18 protein-coding genes are annotated in these 16,464 nt (G+C 68.4%); 1 reads left to right on the top strand and 17 read right to left on the bottom strand.

Annotated features, from left to right (window positions below; all coding sequences use genetic code 11):
• Positions 1-19 precede the first annotated feature (19 nt).
• Positions 20-823 carry an LLM class flavin-dependent oxidoreductase gene (locus tag ACWDMM_RS26800; protein WP_323124578.1) on the top strand — a complete coding sequence of 268 codons (804 nt, stop codon included), beginning with the start codon at positions 20-22 and terminating at the stop codon, positions 821-823.
• Between the two features lie 67 nt (positions 824-890).
• Here ACWDMM_RS26800 and ACWDMM_RS26795 read toward each other — a convergent pair whose 3' ends face one another.
• The 17 genes from ACWDMM_RS26795 to folP all read right to left on the bottom strand — a co-directional run bounded on the left by ACWDMM_RS26795 (position 891) and on the right by folP (position 16,425).
• On the bottom strand, positions 891-3,446 hold the full coding sequence (locus ACWDMM_RS26795; RefSeq protein ID WP_067794648.1) for an ATP-dependent Clp protease ATP-binding subunit: 2,556 nt from the start codon (positions 3,444-3,446) through the stop codon (positions 891-893).
• A gap of 290 nt (positions 3,447-3,736) precedes the next feature.
• Positions 3,737-4,678, bottom strand: coding sequence for an alpha/beta fold hydrolase (locus ACWDMM_RS26790; RefSeq protein WP_435406595.1), 942 nt, complete (start codon positions 4,676-4,678; stop codon positions 3,737-3,739).
• An 88-nt stretch (positions 4,679-4,766) separates the two neighbouring features.
• Positions 4,767-5,345 (bottom strand): anthrone oxygenase family protein, encoded by a 579-nt coding sequence (locus ACWDMM_RS26785; protein ID WP_195078022.1) that lies wholly within the window; start codon positions 5,343-5,345, stop codon positions 4,767-4,769.
• A 126-nt stretch (positions 5,346-5,471) separates the two neighbouring features.
• Complete coding sequence (locus ACWDMM_RS26780) at positions 5,472-6,119, bottom strand: FHA domain-containing protein (protein WP_195044519.1); 648 nt, start codon at positions 6,117-6,119, stop codon at positions 5,472-5,474.
• Between the two features lie 182 nt (positions 6,120-6,301).
• Positions 6,302-6,661 carry a histone-like nucleoid-structuring protein Lsr2 gene (locus tag ACWDMM_RS26775; RefSeq protein WP_039794672.1) on the bottom strand — a complete coding sequence of 120 codons (360 nt, stop codon included), beginning with the start codon at positions 6,659-6,661 and terminating at the stop codon, positions 6,302-6,304.
• Between the two features lie 115 nt (positions 6,662-6,776).
• Positions 6,777-8,333: a lysine--tRNA ligase gene (gene lysS, locus ACWDMM_RS26770; RefSeq protein ID WP_397071604.1), complete on the bottom strand. Its 1,557-nt coding sequence runs from the start codon at positions 8,331-8,333 to the stop codon at positions 6,777-6,779.
• Between the two features lie 204 nt (positions 8,334-8,537).
• Positions 8,538-8,960 (bottom strand): rhodanese-like domain-containing protein, encoded by a 423-nt coding sequence (locus ACWDMM_RS26765; RefSeq protein ID WP_195078395.1) that lies wholly within the window; start codon positions 8,958-8,960, stop codon positions 8,538-8,540.
• A gap of 8 nt (positions 8,961-8,968) precedes the next feature.
• The gene (locus ACWDMM_RS26760) at positions 8,969-9,565 is read right to left on the bottom strand and encodes a cysteine dioxygenase (RefSeq protein ID WP_195078021.1); all 597 of its coding nucleotides are present in this window, start codon (positions 9,563-9,565) and stop codon (positions 8,969-8,971) included.
• Positions 9,566-9,746: 181 nt separating this feature from the next.
• Positions 9,747-10,544, bottom strand: a complete 798-nt coding sequence (locus ACWDMM_RS26755; RefSeq protein WP_357208969.1) for a type III pantothenate kinase — start codon at positions 10,542-10,544, stop codon at positions 9,747-9,749.
• A gap of 17 nt (positions 10,545-10,561) precedes the next feature.
• Positions 10,562-10,981, bottom strand: a complete 420-nt coding sequence (panD, locus tag ACWDMM_RS26750; RefSeq protein ID WP_067794633.1) for an aspartate 1-decarboxylase — start codon at positions 10,979-10,981, stop codon at positions 10,562-10,564.
• Between the two features lie 13 nt (positions 10,982-10,994).
• Positions 10,995-11,972: a pantoate--beta-alanine ligase gene (gene panC, locus ACWDMM_RS26745; RefSeq protein WP_449940084.1), complete on the bottom strand. Its 978-nt coding sequence runs from the start codon at positions 11,970-11,972 to the stop codon at positions 10,995-10,997.
• A complete protein-coding gene (locus ACWDMM_RS26740) occupies positions 11,972-12,916 on the bottom strand; it encodes a Rossmann-like and DUF2520 domain-containing protein (protein ID WP_323124577.1) in 945 nt (314 codons plus the stop codon). The genes panC and ACWDMM_RS26740 overlap by 1 nt, the downstream gene beginning before the upstream one ends.
• A gap of 140 nt (positions 12,917-13,056) precedes the next feature.
• Positions 13,057-13,995 (bottom strand): DUF6779 domain-containing protein, encoded by a 939-nt coding sequence (locus ACWDMM_RS26735; RefSeq protein WP_449940080.1) that lies wholly within the window; start codon positions 13,993-13,995, stop codon positions 13,057-13,059.
• A gap of 70 nt (positions 13,996-14,065) precedes the next feature.
• Positions 14,066-14,536: a DUF3180 domain-containing protein gene (locus ACWDMM_RS26730; protein WP_195078393.1), complete on the bottom strand. Its 471-nt coding sequence runs from the start codon at positions 14,534-14,536 to the stop codon at positions 14,066-14,068.
• Between the two features lie 2 nt (positions 14,537-14,538).
• Positions 14,539-15,075, bottom strand: a complete 537-nt coding sequence (gene folK, locus ACWDMM_RS26725; RefSeq protein ID WP_357208963.1) for a 2-amino-4-hydroxy-6-hydroxymethyldihydropteridine diphosphokinase — start codon at positions 15,073-15,075, stop codon at positions 14,539-14,541.
• 58 nt (positions 15,076-15,133) lie between these two features.
• Positions 15,134-15,571: a dihydroneopterin aldolase gene (folB, locus tag ACWDMM_RS26720; RefSeq protein ID WP_195078016.1), complete on the bottom strand. Its 438-nt coding sequence runs from the start codon at positions 15,569-15,571 to the stop codon at positions 15,134-15,136.
• On the bottom strand, positions 15,568-16,425 hold the full coding sequence (folP, locus tag ACWDMM_RS26715; RefSeq protein ID WP_195078392.1) for a dihydropteroate synthase: 858 nt from the start codon (positions 16,423-16,425) through the stop codon (positions 15,568-15,570). The genes folB and folP overlap by 4 nt, the downstream gene beginning before the upstream one ends.
• Positions 16,426-16,464 lie beyond the last annotated feature (39 nt).

The raw sequence follows: 16,464 nt of genomic DNA, 5'->3' as shown, positions 1-16,464 counted from the left end.
ACGATCGGGAGATCCCACTATGAGCATGACCTTCGGCATCGTTCTCACACCGCGTTCGGGAACCGACTGGGCGCGCGCGGCGACCGCGGCCGAGCAGCAGGGCTACCGGACCATTCTGCTGCCGGACACCCGGTTCACCCCTTCCCCGTTCCCGGCCCTCGCCGCGGCGGCCGCCGTGACCACCACGATCCGGCTGCGCCCGAACGTCCTCGCCGCACCGCTGCGCACCCCCGCCGCCACGGTCCGCGAGACGGCGGCCCTGCAACTGCTGTCGGACGGGCGTTTCGAACTCGGGATCGGCTCGGGACGGCCGGACGCCGCCGCCGACGCGCAGTGGCTCGGCGCGTCCTGGGGTTCCCCCGCGCAGCGACGCGCGCACCTGGTCGCCACCATCGCCGCGGTCCGCGCTGAGGTGGACCCCGCCCCGCCGGTCGTGGTCGCCGCCAACGGCCCCAGGATGCTGGCGACCGCGGCCGAAGCCGCCGACCGCATCCTGTTGGCCGCAGGGCCCAGTGCCACCGAGGCGGAGCTGGCCGAGCTGGTCCGCACCGCACGGGCCGCCACCAACCGCGCCCTGCGCTTCACCCACCAAGTGGTGGGCATCGGCGGGCGGCTGCCCATTTGGACCGCGACGAAGCTGGGCCTGACCGCCGACGCCCTCACAGACGCGGGCGCGGCGGGGATGATCCCCGCGGAACCGTCCGCCGCCGCCGAGATCCTCGAGCGCCGCCGGGAGAAGTACGGTATCGACGAGGTGATCGTGCCCGGCGAACTCGCCGCCGACTTCGCACCGATCCTCGCCTACCTCGCCGACCGCTCCTGAGTTCGCCCGACCTCGAGAACACGAAAAAGCCCGTGCCCACGATGGGCACGGGCTTTTCGGTTGCGACTTACTCGCCCGAGGCGGCCTCGGTGGAGCCTTCCGTCGCGCCGGTCAGCACGACTTCGGGCTTCTCCTCGCTCGCGGCCTTGGTCAGCTTCGCCTTACCGGTGAAGGTGAACTTGGCGTCCTCGCCGGAGCCCTCGCCGTCCCAGCCCTCGACGTCGACCTCGATGGTCTGGCCGGGGCCGATCTCGCCGAAAAGGATCTTCTCCGACAGCTGGTCCTCGATCTCGCGCTGGATGGTGCGGCGCAGCGGCCTGGCACCGAGCACGGGGTCGAAGCCACGCTTGGCCAGCAGGTTCTTGGCGTTCGGAGTGAGCTCGATCGCCATGTCCTTGTTCTTCAGCTGCGTGGCGACGCGGCCGATCATCAGGTCCACCATCTCGACGATCTGCTCGTTGGTGAGCTGGTGGAAGACGATCACGTCATCGATGCGGTTGAGGAACTCCGGCCGGAAGTGCTTCTTCAGCTCGTCGTTGACCTTGAGCTTCATCCGCTCGTAGTTCGAGCCCTCGTTGTTGGACTGCGAGAAGCCAAGACCGACGGCCTTCGAGATGTCCGAGGTGCCGAGGTTCGAGGTGAAGATCAGCACCGTGTTCTTGAAGTCCACGGTCCGGCCCTGGCCGTCGGTCAGGCGACCGTCCTCCAGGACCTGCAACAGGGTGTTGTAGATCTCCTGGTGGGCCTTCTCGATCTCGTCGAACAGCACGACCGAGAACGGCTTGCGGCGCACCTTCTCGGTGAGCTGGCCGCCCTCTTCGTAGCCGACGTAGCCCGGAGGGGCGCCGAACAGCCGCGAAGCGGTGAAGCGGTCGTGGAACTCGCCCATGTCGATCTGGATGAGCGCGTCGTCGTCGCCGAACAGGAAGTTCGCCAGCGCCTTGGACAGCTCGGTCTTACCGACGCCGGACGGGCCGGCGAAGATGAACGAGCCGGACGGACGCTTCGGGTCCTTCAGGCCGGCACGGGTGCGGCGGATGGCCTTGGAGACCGCCTTGACCGCGTCCTCCTGGCCGATGATCCGCTTGTGCAGCTCGTCCTCCATGCGGAGCAGACGGGTGGTCTCCTCCTCGGTGAGCTTGAACACCGGGATACCGGTCCAGTTCGCCAGCACCTCGGCGATCTGCTCGTCGTCGACCTCGGCCACGACGTCCAGGTCACCGGAACGCCACTGCTTCTCCCGCTCGGCCCGCTTGGCGACGAGCTGCTTCTCCTTGTCGCGCAGCCGCGCGGCCTTCTCGAAGTCCTGCGCGTCGATCGCGGACTCCTTCTCCCGGCGGGCCTCGGCGATCTTGTCGTCGAACTCGCGCAGGTCCGGCGGAGCGGTCATGCGACGGATGCGCATCCGCGCGCCCGCCTCGTCGATCAGGTCGATCGCCTTGTCCGGCAGGAACCGGTCGTTGATGTAGCGGTCGGCCAGGGTGGCCGCGGCCACCAGCGCGCCGTCGGTGATGGAGACCCGGTGGTGCGCCTCGTAGCGGTCGCGCAGACCCTTGAGGATGTTGATGGTGTGCTCGACAGTCGGCTCGCCCACCTGCACCGGCTGGAACCGGCGTTCCAGGGCGGCGTCCTTCTCGATGTACTTGCGGTACTCGTCGAGGGTGGTCGCGCCGATGGTCTGCAGCTCGCCGCGGGCCAGCTTCGGCTTCAGGATCGAGGCCGCGTCGATGGCGCCCTCGGCGGCGCCCGCACCGACCAGCGTGTGCAGCTCGTCGATGAACAGGATGATGTCGCCGCGGGTGTTGATCTCCTTGAGCACCTTCTTCAGGCGCTCTTCGAAGTCACCGCGGTAGCGGCTGCCCGCGACCAGGGAGCCCAGATCGAGGGTGTAGAGCTGCTTGTCCTTCAGCGTCTCGGGGACCTCGCCGTTGACGATGGCCTGCGCGAGCCCCTCGACGACGGCGGTCTTGCCGACGCCGGGCTCGCCGATCAGCACCGGATTGTTCTTGGTGCGGCGGCTGAGCACCTGCATGACCCGCTCGATCTCCTTCGAGCGGCCGATGACCGGATCGAGCTTGCCCTCGAGCGCGGCCTGGGTCAGGTTGCGACCGAACTGGTCGAGCACGAGCGAAGTGGACGGGGTGCCCGCCTCGCCGCGCGAGCCGGACTCGACCGGCTCCTTGCCCTGGTACCCGGACAGCAGCTGGATGACCTGCTGGCGCACACGATTGAGATCGGCGCCCAGCTTCACCAGCACCTGCGCCGCCACGCCCTCGCCCTCACGAATGAGGCCGAGCAGGATGTGCTCGGTGCCGATGTAGTTGTGACCGAGCTGCAGCGCTTCGCGAAGGCTCAGCTCCAGCACCTTCTTGGCGCGCGGGGTGAACGGGATGTGACCGGACGGGGCCTGCTGGCCCTGGCCGATGATCTCCTCCACCTGGCTGCGCACGCCTTCCAGCGAAATGCCGAGCGACTCCAGCGACTTGGCCGCGACGCCCTCACCCTCGTGAATCAGCCCCAGCAGGATGTGCTCGGTGCCGATGTAGTTGTGGTTGAGCATCCGGGCCTCTTCCTGGGCCAGGACAACGACACGCCTCGCGCGGTCGGTGAACCTCTCGAACATCGCTCCCTCACTCTCCTGCTCCGACATTCTGGCAACAGACGCCGCAGTGTGCTGTGTACAACAACCGTGGGCGTCAGCCTGCCATGAAGCCCGGGGGTTGCGGCCCCCGCCTCCACTCTAGTTGGCGGGGGATGCCACCGCCGCCGGTCCACCCTATTGCCGACCGGCGACAGCACGGTCATTCACTCATAACGTGGGCGTCGCGGGATTCGTTTCCGGCCGGGTTTTGCCCTCAGCGAACAAACCGTCCGCCGACCGGATCAGCGCCGCACACGTACGACCTCGGCCGCCTACCCCGTGTACGGGTCGACGAAACCGCAGGGCACCGGGCGTTGATGAGCGGGATCGAGCGCGTTGAGCACGTAGGTCGCGGCCCTCTTGCTGCCCGCTATGCCCGTATGCCCAGAGTAGTCCGTCGCGCAGCCGTCCTGAACCACGATGTTGGTCACATGGGGGCCGGTCACCAAGCCGGAGGTGTACGGAACCACCAGCTCGTCCAGCACCGTCGCGATATTGGTGTAGGTCACGTCGGGGTGGTAGACGCCGTCCGCGTTGAGCGCGCGCACGAATTCCGACCCTTGCAGCACCTGACGGCAGGCGTTGCACGGCGATCCGGCCACGGCGTCGAACAGCGGGCCGAGGCCGAGGCGCGTGCCGAACGCGTTCAGGTCGGCCATCCCGTAGGCGTTCGAGCCCTGCCACGGCGGGGCCAGGCCGACCATCTTGTCCACCTTGCCCGCGCCCGCGAGCCGTTTGACGAAGTAGTTGCCGATGAAGTTGCCCTGGGAGTGGCTGATCAGATCGACCTTCCGCGCGCCGGTCGCGGCGCGCACCCGCTCCACGAAACCGGCCAGCTGAGCCGCGCTCTGCTCGATCGGGAGCATGCCGCCGATGGCCGACGCGGGCCACGGCAGGTTGTAGGCGCCGAACGTGGCCGCGTACACGCAGTAGCCCTCGTTGGCCAGCAACGGCGCGTACACGCCCCAATTCGTCTGTGCGCCACCGCCGGTGCCGTGCACGAGAACCACCGGGTTCGGATGCTCGGAGCTGGGCCGGCAGGACCAGTCGTTGGTGCCGGGCAGTGAGCCGCCCGGATTGGCGAGTTCGGCGGGAATGCCCGCGAAGAAGTTGAACTCGACCGGATATCGATCCTGCGCGTGCGCAGCACCCGCGGCGGCGCACACCATGGCGAGCAGAACGATGAACAACGAAAAGCCTGGGACACGCCGCACGATAGCCTCCCGGTCCGGTCTCGTCTTCCGGGAAGCTACCGCACGGAGTGGACCGGACGGCGCAGATTCCGGCGGGTCGTTGCGGAAACTAGCTCTGACCGAGGGCCGACGCGCCGGAGGGGTGCGACGCCACGTTCACCTGGCCTGTCCCGGCCGCGACGGAGGCCTTCCCCTGCTGGACGCCGGCGACGAACAGGGCGCCGCACAGCGCCAGGAAGGCCAGCGTGTGGCAGACGCCGCGCACGATGTTCCAACGCACCCAGGCGGATTCGAAATCGGCGCGCACGGCGGCCGGATCGGTGAGCGACGCCGGGTCGCCCGCGGCGGCCAGCTGGTCGTTGAGCGGGACGTTCAGCCCGGAGGTCACGGCGAAGGCGATCACGTTGAGGACGAGCGCGACGCCGATCCAGATCAGCGTGCTCCGCTGCTCGCGGCCCAGATGCAGCGCCGCGGCCAAGACGGTGAACCCGACCGTGCCGAGGAAGCCGATCATGAACCAGGGATTGATGATCACGACGTTGATCTTCTGCATCACGTCGACCATCGCGCGATCGCCGGTGCGGGCCAGCGCGGGCATCACCGAGTTGGCGTACGCGTAGAAAAGGCCTGCGATCAGGCCCGTCGCCAGTGTGGCGAGCACCAGCGCGGCGAGACGTGTGGCGGTCATGACTTCCTCCTGCTCGGAAACCCGCCGGAGTCGTTCCGGCTGCATGCTCCGAGTCAAGCCGTCGTCGCGCCGACTCTCCATGGTCGAGAAGCTCGACCGGATGAGCGAGCGTCTACGGTGGAGGTCTCACAGGTCCCGATCGGAAATGAGCCCACTCTGCATGGCCAGTCCAGCCAGCCGCACCCGCTTCTGGTTCTGCGGCAGATCCTCGACCCCGAACTTGGCGAACAACGCGCGCAGGTGGGTCTTGATCGCGTCCACGCTGAGGAACAGCTCCTCGGCGATCTGCTGATTGGAGGCCGGCGTGGCGAAACCGGCGCCGTGCTTGTACGGGCGGCAGAGCGCGATCAGGACCGAGCGCTGCGTTTCGGTGAGCGACCGCGCGGTGGGTATCGAGCCGGTGGACGTGCGGGTGATGTCGTCGGAGACGCCGCCGAAGTCGTGAAACGACACCCGCGAGGTACCGACCCGGATGACGTCGCCCGCCATCAGCCTGCGGCGTCCGACCAGCCGGTCCCCGTTGACGAACGTGCCGTTGCGGGAGAGGCCGTCGTCCACGATGGTCCAGTGCGCGCCCAGGTATTCGACCGCGGCGTGCAGCCGGGAGACCTCGGCGTCCCAGCTCAGGGCGAGATCGGCATGCGGGGAGCGGCCGATGGTGACGCGGCCGCGGTCGGGCGTGAGCGTGAACTCCTGCTGCCGGCCTGCGTCATCGGTGAACCGCAAAAATGATCCGACGAATCCTGTCACTGCGCCGATACCTCGCCTCTCCATACCGCCAGTGACCGTCGCACGTTTCCATGGTGCCGCGTCGGGGTACCGCGAGCAAGATCGATTCCTCCGCCGTGACGGGCCACCGTGCCATCCGGTCTCGCTGCTATATCGAAGCCCTATCACAAACAAGACCGCCGCCCCGACGTCGCACGATTCGCCGGGACGGCGGCCGGGAAAAAGAACTATCCCTTCGCGGCCTTGTTGTACGCGTCGGTGATGTCGGCGGAGATGCGGCCACGCGCGGACACCTTGTGTCCATTACGACGCGCCCACTCACGAATTGCGGCGCTTTGTTCCCGATCGATCGAGACCCGGCTCTTCGGAGTGCCCGTGGCGGCCGCGGCGGCCTTGACCCGGCGCCGGCCGCTGACCCGGCGCGCATTCGAAACCCACTCCTCCAAACCGTCGCGCAGCTTCGCCGCATTTGCCGACGACAGGTCGATCTCGTACGACACACCGTCGATCGCAAACTCGATGGTCTCGTCTGCGATGGACTCACCGTCGACATCGTCGATCAGGCTAACGGTGACCTTCTTTGCCATGAGATGAACGTCCTCTCGAAATCGTGCGACCCGCATACTAGGCCGATTACCCGAGGCAAGAATACCTCGAATTCCGGAAATTCCAAGACGGAGCCGCTGCTTTGCAATCCAGTGGTCACCTGGTGACCGGACGCACAATTGGGAACAGTATCGTTTCTCGGATTCCCAAACCCGTGAGCGCCATCAACAACCGATCGATTCCCATACCGGTTCCGGTCGTCGGCGGCATGCCGTGCTCCATCGCGGCGAGGAAGTCCTCGTCCAGCACCATCGCCTCGTCGTCGCCCTGCGCGGCCAGCCGAGCCTGGTCGACGAACCGCTCGCGCTGGATCACCGGGTCGACCAACTCCGAATAGCCCGTGGCCAACTCGAAGCCGCGCACATAGAGGTCCCACTTCTCCGTGACGCCGGCGGTGCTGCGATGCTGCCTGGTCAACGGGGATGTCTCCACCGGGAAGTCGCGCACGAAAGTCGGTGCGTACAGCTTGTCGCCATACTGGTGTTCCCAGAGTTCCTCGACGAGTTTCCCGTGGCCGTAGCCCTTGCCCTCCGGAATTTCCAGACCGACCCGATCCGCGAGTGCGCGCAATTCGTCGACCGACGTTTCCGGGGTGACCTGCACACCCAGCGCGTCCGACAGCGAAGGATACATCTCGACGGTGGCCCACTCGCCGCGCAGATCGTATTCGGTGCCGTCGGCCAAGGTCACCACCTGCGTGCCGAACGCCTCCTGCGCCACTTCCTGCACCAATTCCCGGATCATCACCGCCGAGTCGTCATAGGTGCCGTAGGCCTGGTAGGTCTCCAGCATGGCGAACTCGGGGGAATGCGTGGAGTCCGCGCCCTCGTTCCGGAAGTTCCGGTTGATCTCGAACACCCGCTCCAGGCCGCCGACCACGCAGCGCTTGAGGAACAACTCGGGCGCGATGCGCAGGTAGAGGTCCATGTCCAGGGCGTTGGAATGGGTGACGAACGGCCGGGCCGCCGCGCCGCCGTGCAGCGTCTGCAGCATCGGCGTCTCCACCTCGAGGAAGCCCCTGCGCTCGAGCGCGTTGCGCAGCGCGCGCACCACGGCGATGCGGGTACGGGCCATCTCCCTGGCCTCAGGACGCACGATCAGGTCGACATAGCGCTGCCGGACCCGCGACTCCTCGTTCATCTCCTTGTGCGCCACCGGCAGGGGCCGCAGGGCCTTCGCCGCCATGAACCAGGAATCGGCCATGACGCTCAGTTCCCCGGTTCGCGAGGAGATGACCTCGCCGTGCACGAAAACGAAGTCACCGAGATCGACGTCCGCCTTCCAGGCGGCGAGAGCGTCCGCGCCGACCCCGTTCAGACTGATCATCGCCTGCAGCTTGGTGCCGTCGCCTTCCTGCAGTGTCGCGAAACACAACTTGCCGGTATTACGCAGGAATATGACGCGTCCGGCGACGCCGACCTCTTGCCCGGTGGCGGTGTCGGCTGCCAGGTCCGGATATGCGGCCCGAATTTCCGCCAGGGTATGCGTGCGCGGCACGACGACGGGATACGCCTCGCCACCGGCCGCGAGCAGCCGCTCCCGCTTCTCCCGGCGAATCCGTATCTGCTCCGGGGCATCGTCGGCGGCCTGCGCCACGGCGGGCCGCGAATCCGATGTCGACGCGCTGGAAGATGCAGAGTTCGGGGTGCTCACATCGAACAACCCTAGCGTGCACCGGAAATCGTTTTGCGCGCCGCCCGGACTCCGACCCGGAGTAACGAAACGGTATCGATGCGGGGCCCCGCCCGAGCGGTCGGAGCCGACGTCCCGGAGACGCGAAATAGCCGGTGCGCATCACCGTGTGTGCGAAAACAGCTGCGCGACCGGCTATTTCGAGATGGAAGTGTTGACGGGTAATTACAGCGAGGCGAGCGCTTCGGCCTCACGCACGAAGTGCGGCGCCCCGACGGCGACGTTCAACAGCCCGGCGGCCTTCAACGCCTGGTAACCGCCGACCAGATCGGTCGCCCGGTGCAGCCCGAGTTGTTGCAGCGCGGCGGCGGCCAAGCTGGAGGTATAGCCCTCGGAGCAGACGATGATCCATTCCACGTCGTGATCGGCGGCCAGCGCCAAGCGGGCCGAGCTGGTCGGGTCCAGCCGCCATTCCAGGACATTGCGTTCGATCACCAAGGCGCCGGGCAAGGTGCCCTCCCGGCCGCGTTGCGCCTGGGGGCGGATATCCACCAGAATGGCGCCGCGCTCGATGGCTTCCGGCAATTCGAAGGCGTAGATCCGGTCGAGTCGGGCCCGTGCGTTCTCGAGCATCTGATCGATGGTCAAACGGGTCATCACATGTCACCTTCGGGCTGGTCGGTGAGGACGGTTCGAGTGCGCCGCAGGGTGCCGTGGCCGGTCACCTCGTAATACGACATGGCGGTGAGCGGCGGGGAATAAGCGTGCACGCTGAGCGTCGGATCGGGCGGGCCCGCGGATTCGACGACGCCGGGTGCCCGCATCACGTCGTGCACCCAGCCGATCGGGAAGGACGCCTGATCACCCGCCGCGAGCGTACGGCAACGCAGTTCCGTTCCGTTCCAACGGTATTCGGACAGCGCGCCGCTGAGCACGGTGAGCGCGCCGAGCGACCCGGCATGGTCGTGCAGCTCGGTCGACTTGCCCGGCGTCCAGCTGATCAGCCAGACGTCGACCTCGTCGTCGGAGAGCAGTCTGGTCGCCCAGCGCTCGTCCTGCGGCCATATCCCACCAGCGGGAAGGAGATGGTCATAGCGTCCGGCCAGCACATCCTCGGCGCCTTCGTCGGTCAGCCGCAGCAGGTCGGCCGGGCGCAACCGGGTGGGCAGGGCGGGGGCCACCGAGCGTTCCACCGGCGGGGTAGCCGACAGCGCGGTACGCGCGGAAGAAAGGGAAAGGACAGAAGAACGCATGAGCGAATCTCCAGGAGGAAGGTAACGGTCGAGGGCGGGAAGTCAGCCTCGATCGGTCGAGGCGAGTCAGCCTCGACAACACTCCTGGGTGCTCACGTGGAAGGTCACGACAAGGAGTTTAACAGCATGCGACGCGGTGCCGACAAGTACCTGGCCTGCGACAAATCCAACACCGCGCATATCAGACATTTCCCTTGCGCCGCTGGTTGCGTTCGTATACGAGCCGCAGGCCGGTCAACGTGAGATGCGGGTCGTGGTCGTCGATCGTTTCCGACTCGGGGACGATCAACGGCGCGGTCGCGCCGGTCGCCACCACCGCGACGTCGTCGCCTGCGAAGGCGTCGAACTCGTCGCGAATCCGATCGATCAGGCCGTCCACCAGTCCGGCGAAACCGAATACCGCGCCGGACTGCATGCATTCCATGCTGTTCTTCCCCAGCACCGACCGCGGCCTGGTCAACTCCGCCCGCCGCAGCGCACTGCGCTCTACCAGGGCTTCCGTGGAGATCTCCACGCCGGGGGCGATGATCCCGCCCAGGAACTCGCCCTTCTTCGACACCAGATCCACACAGATCGCCGTGCCGAAATCGACGACGATCGCAGGCCCGGAATACCGCTGGTAAGCGGCCAGGCAATTGACGATGCGGTCGGCGCCGACTTCTTTCGGATTGTCCACCAGCAGCGGAATGCCCGTGCGCACACCGGGTTCCACCAGCACGTGCGGAACATGCCCCCAGTATTGGCCGAGCATGCCGCGCAGTTCGCGCAGCACGGGCGGCACCGTGGAAAGCGCCGAGACGCCGATCACCTCGTCCAGTTGCGCGCCGACCAGCCCGCGCACCTGCATGGCGAATTCGTCGGCGGTCAGCAGCGGATTGGTGTGCATCCGCCAGTGGCGCACGAGTTTCGAATGGGCTCCGGAACCGGAGAACAAGCCGAGTTCGATACTCGTATTGCGGACATCGATGGTCAGCAACATGTCCGGCTCGCCGCTGCTCAGACGAACGACAGCGAGCGCGGCGAGGTCAGGCCGGAACCCTCCGGCGCGTGCGCCGGATCCGAACCGAGTTCGACCGGGCGGTTGCGCTCGTCGACGAACACGACCTTGGGGTCGTATTCCGCGATCTCCTGCTCGTTCATCTGGCCGTAGGCGATCAGGATGACGAGGTCGCCGGGGTGCACCAGGTGAGCCGCGGCGCCGTTGATCCCGATCACCCCCGAACCCCGCTCCCCGGCGATGACGTAGGTCTCCAGGCGGGCGCCGTTGTCGATGTCGACGATGCAGACCTGCTCGCCTTCCAGCAGATCGGCGGCGTCGAGCAGATCCTGGTCGACGGTGACCGAGCCGACGTAGTGCAAGTCGGCGTGCGTCACGGTGGCACGGTGGATCTTCGACTTCATCATGGTGCGCAGCATCGCGTCGGCCTTTCTAGTTCGCGGGAGGAATCGGGGCGGGATCGGACACCGCCGGTACGGGCTGGGAGTCCACGGCGGGCCGCGAACCGGAGACGTTGGGGTGGCCGTCGATCGGAGCGCCGAGCGTGACGGCGATGTTGTCGATCAACCGGGTCGCGCCGACCCTGGCCGCGATCAATAATCTGGCGTTGCCGGTGGCCGGGGCGGGGCCGAGGGTGGCCGAGCGCAGCTCCAAGTAGTCGACCTCCACACCGGTCGCGGCGTCGAGCACCTGGTTGGCGGCGGCGAGCACCGCATCGCCGCCGAGGCCGCCCGCGTGCTTGCCCGCCGACAGCGCGGCCGACAAAGCGAGCGCCGCTTCGCGCTGCACCGGGTCGAGATAGCGGTTGCGTGAGGACATGGCCAGGCCGTCGGGCTCGCGGACGGTCACCACCGGGGTGATCTTCACGTCGAAATTCAGGTCGCGGACCATCTGCCGGATCAAGGTGAGCTGCTGGTAGTCCTTCTCGCCGAAGAACGCCTCGGTCGGCCGCGCGATCTGCAGCAGTTTGGCGACCACGGTCAGCATGCCCGCGAAGTGGGTCGGGCGGCTGGCCCCTTCCAGCTCCGCGCCGAGCGGGCCCGGATGCACCGTGGTGCGCGGGCCGTCCGGATACATGTCCGACACGCTGGGCGCGAACACCAGCTCGACACCCTCCGCGCGCAGCAGCTCGACGTCGGCGTCCAGCGTGCGCGGGTACTTGTCCAGATCCTCGTTCGCCCCGAACTGCAGCGGGTTGACGAAGATCGACACGATGACCACCTGGTTGGTCCGCTTGGCCAGCCGCACGATCTCCAAGTGCCCCTCGTGCAGCGCGCCCATGGTCGGCACCAGCGCGACGGTGCGGCCGACGCCGCGCAGCGCGGCGGACACCGCGCCGAGCACGGCGGGATCGTGGTGCACGGTCAGCGCGCCGGGCCGGTACGCGCCGCGCAATTTCGGGTCGAACATCAGCGTCCTTCCAGCAGTTCGATGACGGCGGGTGCGGTGCCTGCGCGTTCCGCGGTGCGCAGCGACAGCGCGCGATACGCCTCGGCCAACCGGGCATCGACCGACGCCAGCGCGGTCAGATGCGCCGCCACCGCGTCCGCGTCGCCACGCGCGACCGGGCCGGTCAGCGCGGACTGGCCGCGGCGCAGCGCGTTGTCCAGCGCCGCCGACGCCAAGGGCGCGAGCAGACGCTCGGCCAGACCGTTCGGTTGCTCGTCGACCAGCTGCTGTCCCAGCAAGCCGGGGCCGGTCAGCGCGGCGCGCAACGCGGCCACCGCGTCGACGATCACCGTGACCAGGTGATTGCTGCCGTGCGCCAGCGCGGCGTGATACAGCGGCCGGTTCTCCTCCCTGACCCGGACCGGCTCGCCGCCCATCTCGATCACCAGCGATTGCGCGATGGCATAGCCGACCTCGTCGGCGGCGGTGATGCCGAAGCACGCGTTGCCGAGGCGGGCCACGTCCTCGTCGTGTCCGGTGAAGGTCATCGCCGGATGGATGGCGAGCGCGAGCGCGCCGGCCTCGGCCAGCGGCGCGAGTACGCCGACGCCGTTCGCGCCGGACGTGTGGGCGACGATGGTGCCAGGCCGGACCACTCCGGCACCGGCCAGACCACGAACCAGGCCGGGAAGCTCGGTGTCGGGCACGGCCAGCAGCAGCAGCTCGCTGCGGGCGGCCACCTGCTCGATCGGCAGGATCTCCGAATCGGGCAGCCGGGTCCTGGCACGGCGCACCGACGCGTCGGAGATCGCGCAGACGCCGAACACGACGTGTCCGGCGCGCTCCAGCGCGACGCCCAATGCCGAGCCCACGCGTCCCGCCGAGACGATTCCCACCGTCAGGCGTGCGGGCGCGGGGTCGTAGCCCGAATCAGCGTTGTCGGAATTCACGCTTCTCGAGGTCAACGTTGTCCTCTCGATGTCGTTCCAGTCCCGCCATGCGGGTACCGGACGGTACGCCAAGAGGATATCCAGAGCCGCTTCGCCGCCGCCACGGGGTGCGCGCGTGATCTAGGCCGCAGTACCCGGGCCGGGCTCGGCCAGGATCACCGGCGCTCGCGCTCCTCGGATTGCAGGTTGGCCATGATCTCCGCGACCGAGAGACGGCGCGAGGACGTCTCGTCGTCGCTCTCGGCCCGCCTGCGCCTGCGCGCGCTCGGCGTGCCCATGGGCGTCGAGGCCGGCCGAGGGGCCGGTTCCGGCGTCGGCCGCGCGGCCGGCTGGGTCGCGGGCTCGTCCAGCGGCTCGTCCACGGTCTCGGTGAAGGCGTCGGCCCAGCCGCGCGGCTCGGCGTACCGTGCCTGCTGCGCATCGGGCTGCTCGGCGTCGTCGTCGATGGAGACGACCGCGGTCTCCGCGGTGACCGGATCGTCGAACGGACTGGCGAAGACCGGCGGCTGCGGATGATCGGGCTCGAAGATCGGCGTCATACTGCTGCGCGGTTGCTGGTCGGCGAACAGCGACCACATCCCGGCATTCGCGGAGCTATTGTTCCCCGATTCCCCGCCCGAGCTGGTCAGCTCCTGGATCCTGGTCGCGTCGGCGCGCAACGCGGGGCGATCCATCGGCAGATCGCCGTCGAACAGCCGCTGCAGGCTCTGGCGCAGCACGGTCAGTTCCGCTCGCAAGGCCGCGAGTTCGGCCGCGTCGGCGCCCACTTCCTCGCGTACCCGCGCCTCCACGCCGAGTTCGTACTCGCGGCGCGCGGTGACCTCCCGCTCCAGCTGCAACTCGTAGACGGTCTGCAGATCGCGGACCTTCGCCTTATCGATCGTCGCCTCTTTGCGGTACTTCGTCGCAGCCAGAGCCCCGATCGCCGCGGCCCACAGGGCCGCGACCAGACCTACCCGTACGAACTCGACGCTATTGCTGAAGATCAGGAAAATACTGGCAACCAGACCGAGCACGATCAGGACGCCGACGAAGAATTTTCCCGCGTCGTCCCGCCGTCCACGGGAAGTGCTGCTACGGGAGGGTGAAACCATGCCAGCCAGGGTAGCCAATTGCTCGAGCCACGCCCAGATTCCGGTTTTGTGATTCCGTTCGCCAGGCTAGCTATGTAGTTGCCGCATCATCGGTAGGATCCTCCGGCGCCCGGCAGCAGTACTCCAGCCAGAGGGCCGCAGCAACCAAAGCGACACCCGCCAGCATCCCGACGATCGCACCGGGACTGTCGGCCGCGGCCGCGCGCAGCGTGCCGCGCTGCGGGAAGACCCAGCACAGGAAGCCGAGCCAGATACCAGCGGCGATCGAACCGACCTGCGCCGACGCCTTGGCCAGCGCGACGGCGCGGGCCGCGGTGATCGGATGCAGCTGGTGGCGTCCGTCGCCGATCTGATGATCGTTGACGCGCGCTCGGATGACGAAGGCGAGCACAGCCTCGATCGCGGCCACCGGATACAGCGAGGCGCCGGCGAAGACCGAGATCGGCGGAAAGTTGTCATAGGCCGCCCTGGTGGCGATCCACGCGACGATCGCGGCGATCAACACGTTCGCCACGAGGTCCAGAATGCGAGTCGGCTTCAGTTTCACGACGCCGCGCCCGTCAGCGAGAACTCGGTGCGCCGCACCCCGGCGCGCTCGGCCGGATCGAGCCGGGCCAGCAGATCCGCGACGGCGTGCGGTGCGCCGTCGACCTCCAGCACCGCGTCCGGCGCCACGTCCAGCCACGGCACCAGCACGAAGGCGCGCCGATGCGCCTGCGGGTGCGGGAGTATCAGATCCGGGTCGGAACTGCGGCACGCGACCGGCCGGCCGTCGCGCAGTTCGGCGCACCACACCACGTCCACGTCGAGAGTGCGTGCACCCCAGCGCACTTCGCGAACCCGCCCCGCGGCCTGTTCCAGCTCCTGGCCGCGACGCAGCCAGTCGGCGCAGCCGAAAGCCGGATCCTCGACCAGCACAGCGGCATTGAGATAGTCCCCTTGCGGTACGCCACCCCAAGGCGGGGTGGCGTACACGGCGGAGACCGCCAGCACGCGATGGCCGAACCCGTCCAGCACGCTGCGCAGGTGCGCGAGCCGGTCACCCAGATTCGAACCGATGGACAGCACGGCGCGGGTCATCGGCGCGCCTCCGCGACGCCCGGCACGGTGAAAAAAGCCGCGCCGCAGTTGCGCTCGCTCATTCGGCGGGCTCCCCCCGGTGGCGCGAGGTGATCACCCGCACATCGGCGAACGTGTGCGGGATCGGCGCGGACGGCTTGTGCAACACCACCTCGACCGACTTGATCCGCGGATCGGTCATCACGTCGTCGGCGATCTCCGACACCACCGTCTCGATGAGATCGCGCGGCGGCCCCTGGACGATGCGCACCGCCCGCTCGGCCAGCGCGCCGTAATCCACGGTGGCCGCCAGATCGTCGGATGCCGCGGCCGCGGCGAAGTCCAGCCAGACCGTCAGGTCGACCAGGAACTCCTGGCCGTCGCGGCGCTCGTGCTCGAACACGCCGTGGTGCCCATAGGCGCGCAGGCCGCGCAACTCGATGCGGTCGGCGCCGCGCCGCAGCGCCGGATCACGCGGCGGTGCATCGTCTTCGGCGTTGACCGGGGACCGGCTCATCGTTGAGCTCCTTGCGCACTGGATCGGGCGGTGTCGTGCTGTGCGGCGCGCTGCCGTGCGGCATTCTGCCACGCGTCGGTGACCGCGATGGCGTCCAGCGAGGCGCGCACGTCGTGCACCCGCACCCCCCACGCGCCGTGCAACGCGGCCAGCGCCGAGATGGTCGCTGTGGCCGTCTCCCGGCCGTCCGGTGGACGCAAACCCGCTTCGTCGGCCAGCAGCGCACCGAGAAACCGCTTGCGGGAGGCGCCGATCAGGACCGGAAGCCCGCGCGCGACCAATTCCGGCAGCGCTGCGAGCAGGGCCCAGTTGTGCTCGGCGTTCTTCGCGAAGCCCAGGCCGGGGTCGAGGAGCAGCCGCGACGGCTCGACGCCCGCGGCGACGGCCGAGTCCACCTGCGCGTCCAACTCGGCGACCACCTCCGCGACCACGTCGTCGTAGTGGTCGGCCGGTCCGGTGTGCCGGTAGTCGGCGCCCGCCCGCCAGTGCATGAGGATCCACGGAACGCCCGCGGCGGCCACCACGCGCACCATGTCGGCGTCGGCGCGGCCGCCGGAGACGTCGTTGACCACCGACACCCCGGCTTCGATCGCCGCTTCGGCGACGGCGGCGCGCATGGTGTCCACGCTGGTCGGCACGCCCGCTGCGACCAGTCCGCGGATGACCGGCGTCACCCGCGCGGTCTCGGTCGCCGCGTCGATGCGAACCGCGCCCGGCCTGGTCGACTCGCCGCCGACGTCGATGATGTCCGCGCCCGCGGCGTGCAGCCGAATGCCGTGCGCGACAGCCAGCTCGGGATCGAGGTATCGCCCGCCGTCGGAGAACGAATCGCTGGTGACGTTCACCACGCCCATCACCACACAGGAGCGCCCGTCGCGGGCGCCGAGGCTGTC

The sequence above is a fragment of the Nocardia sp. NPDC003726 genome, from assembly GCF_053586955.1.
This window is presented reverse-complemented; position numbering and strand designations above follow the sequence as displayed.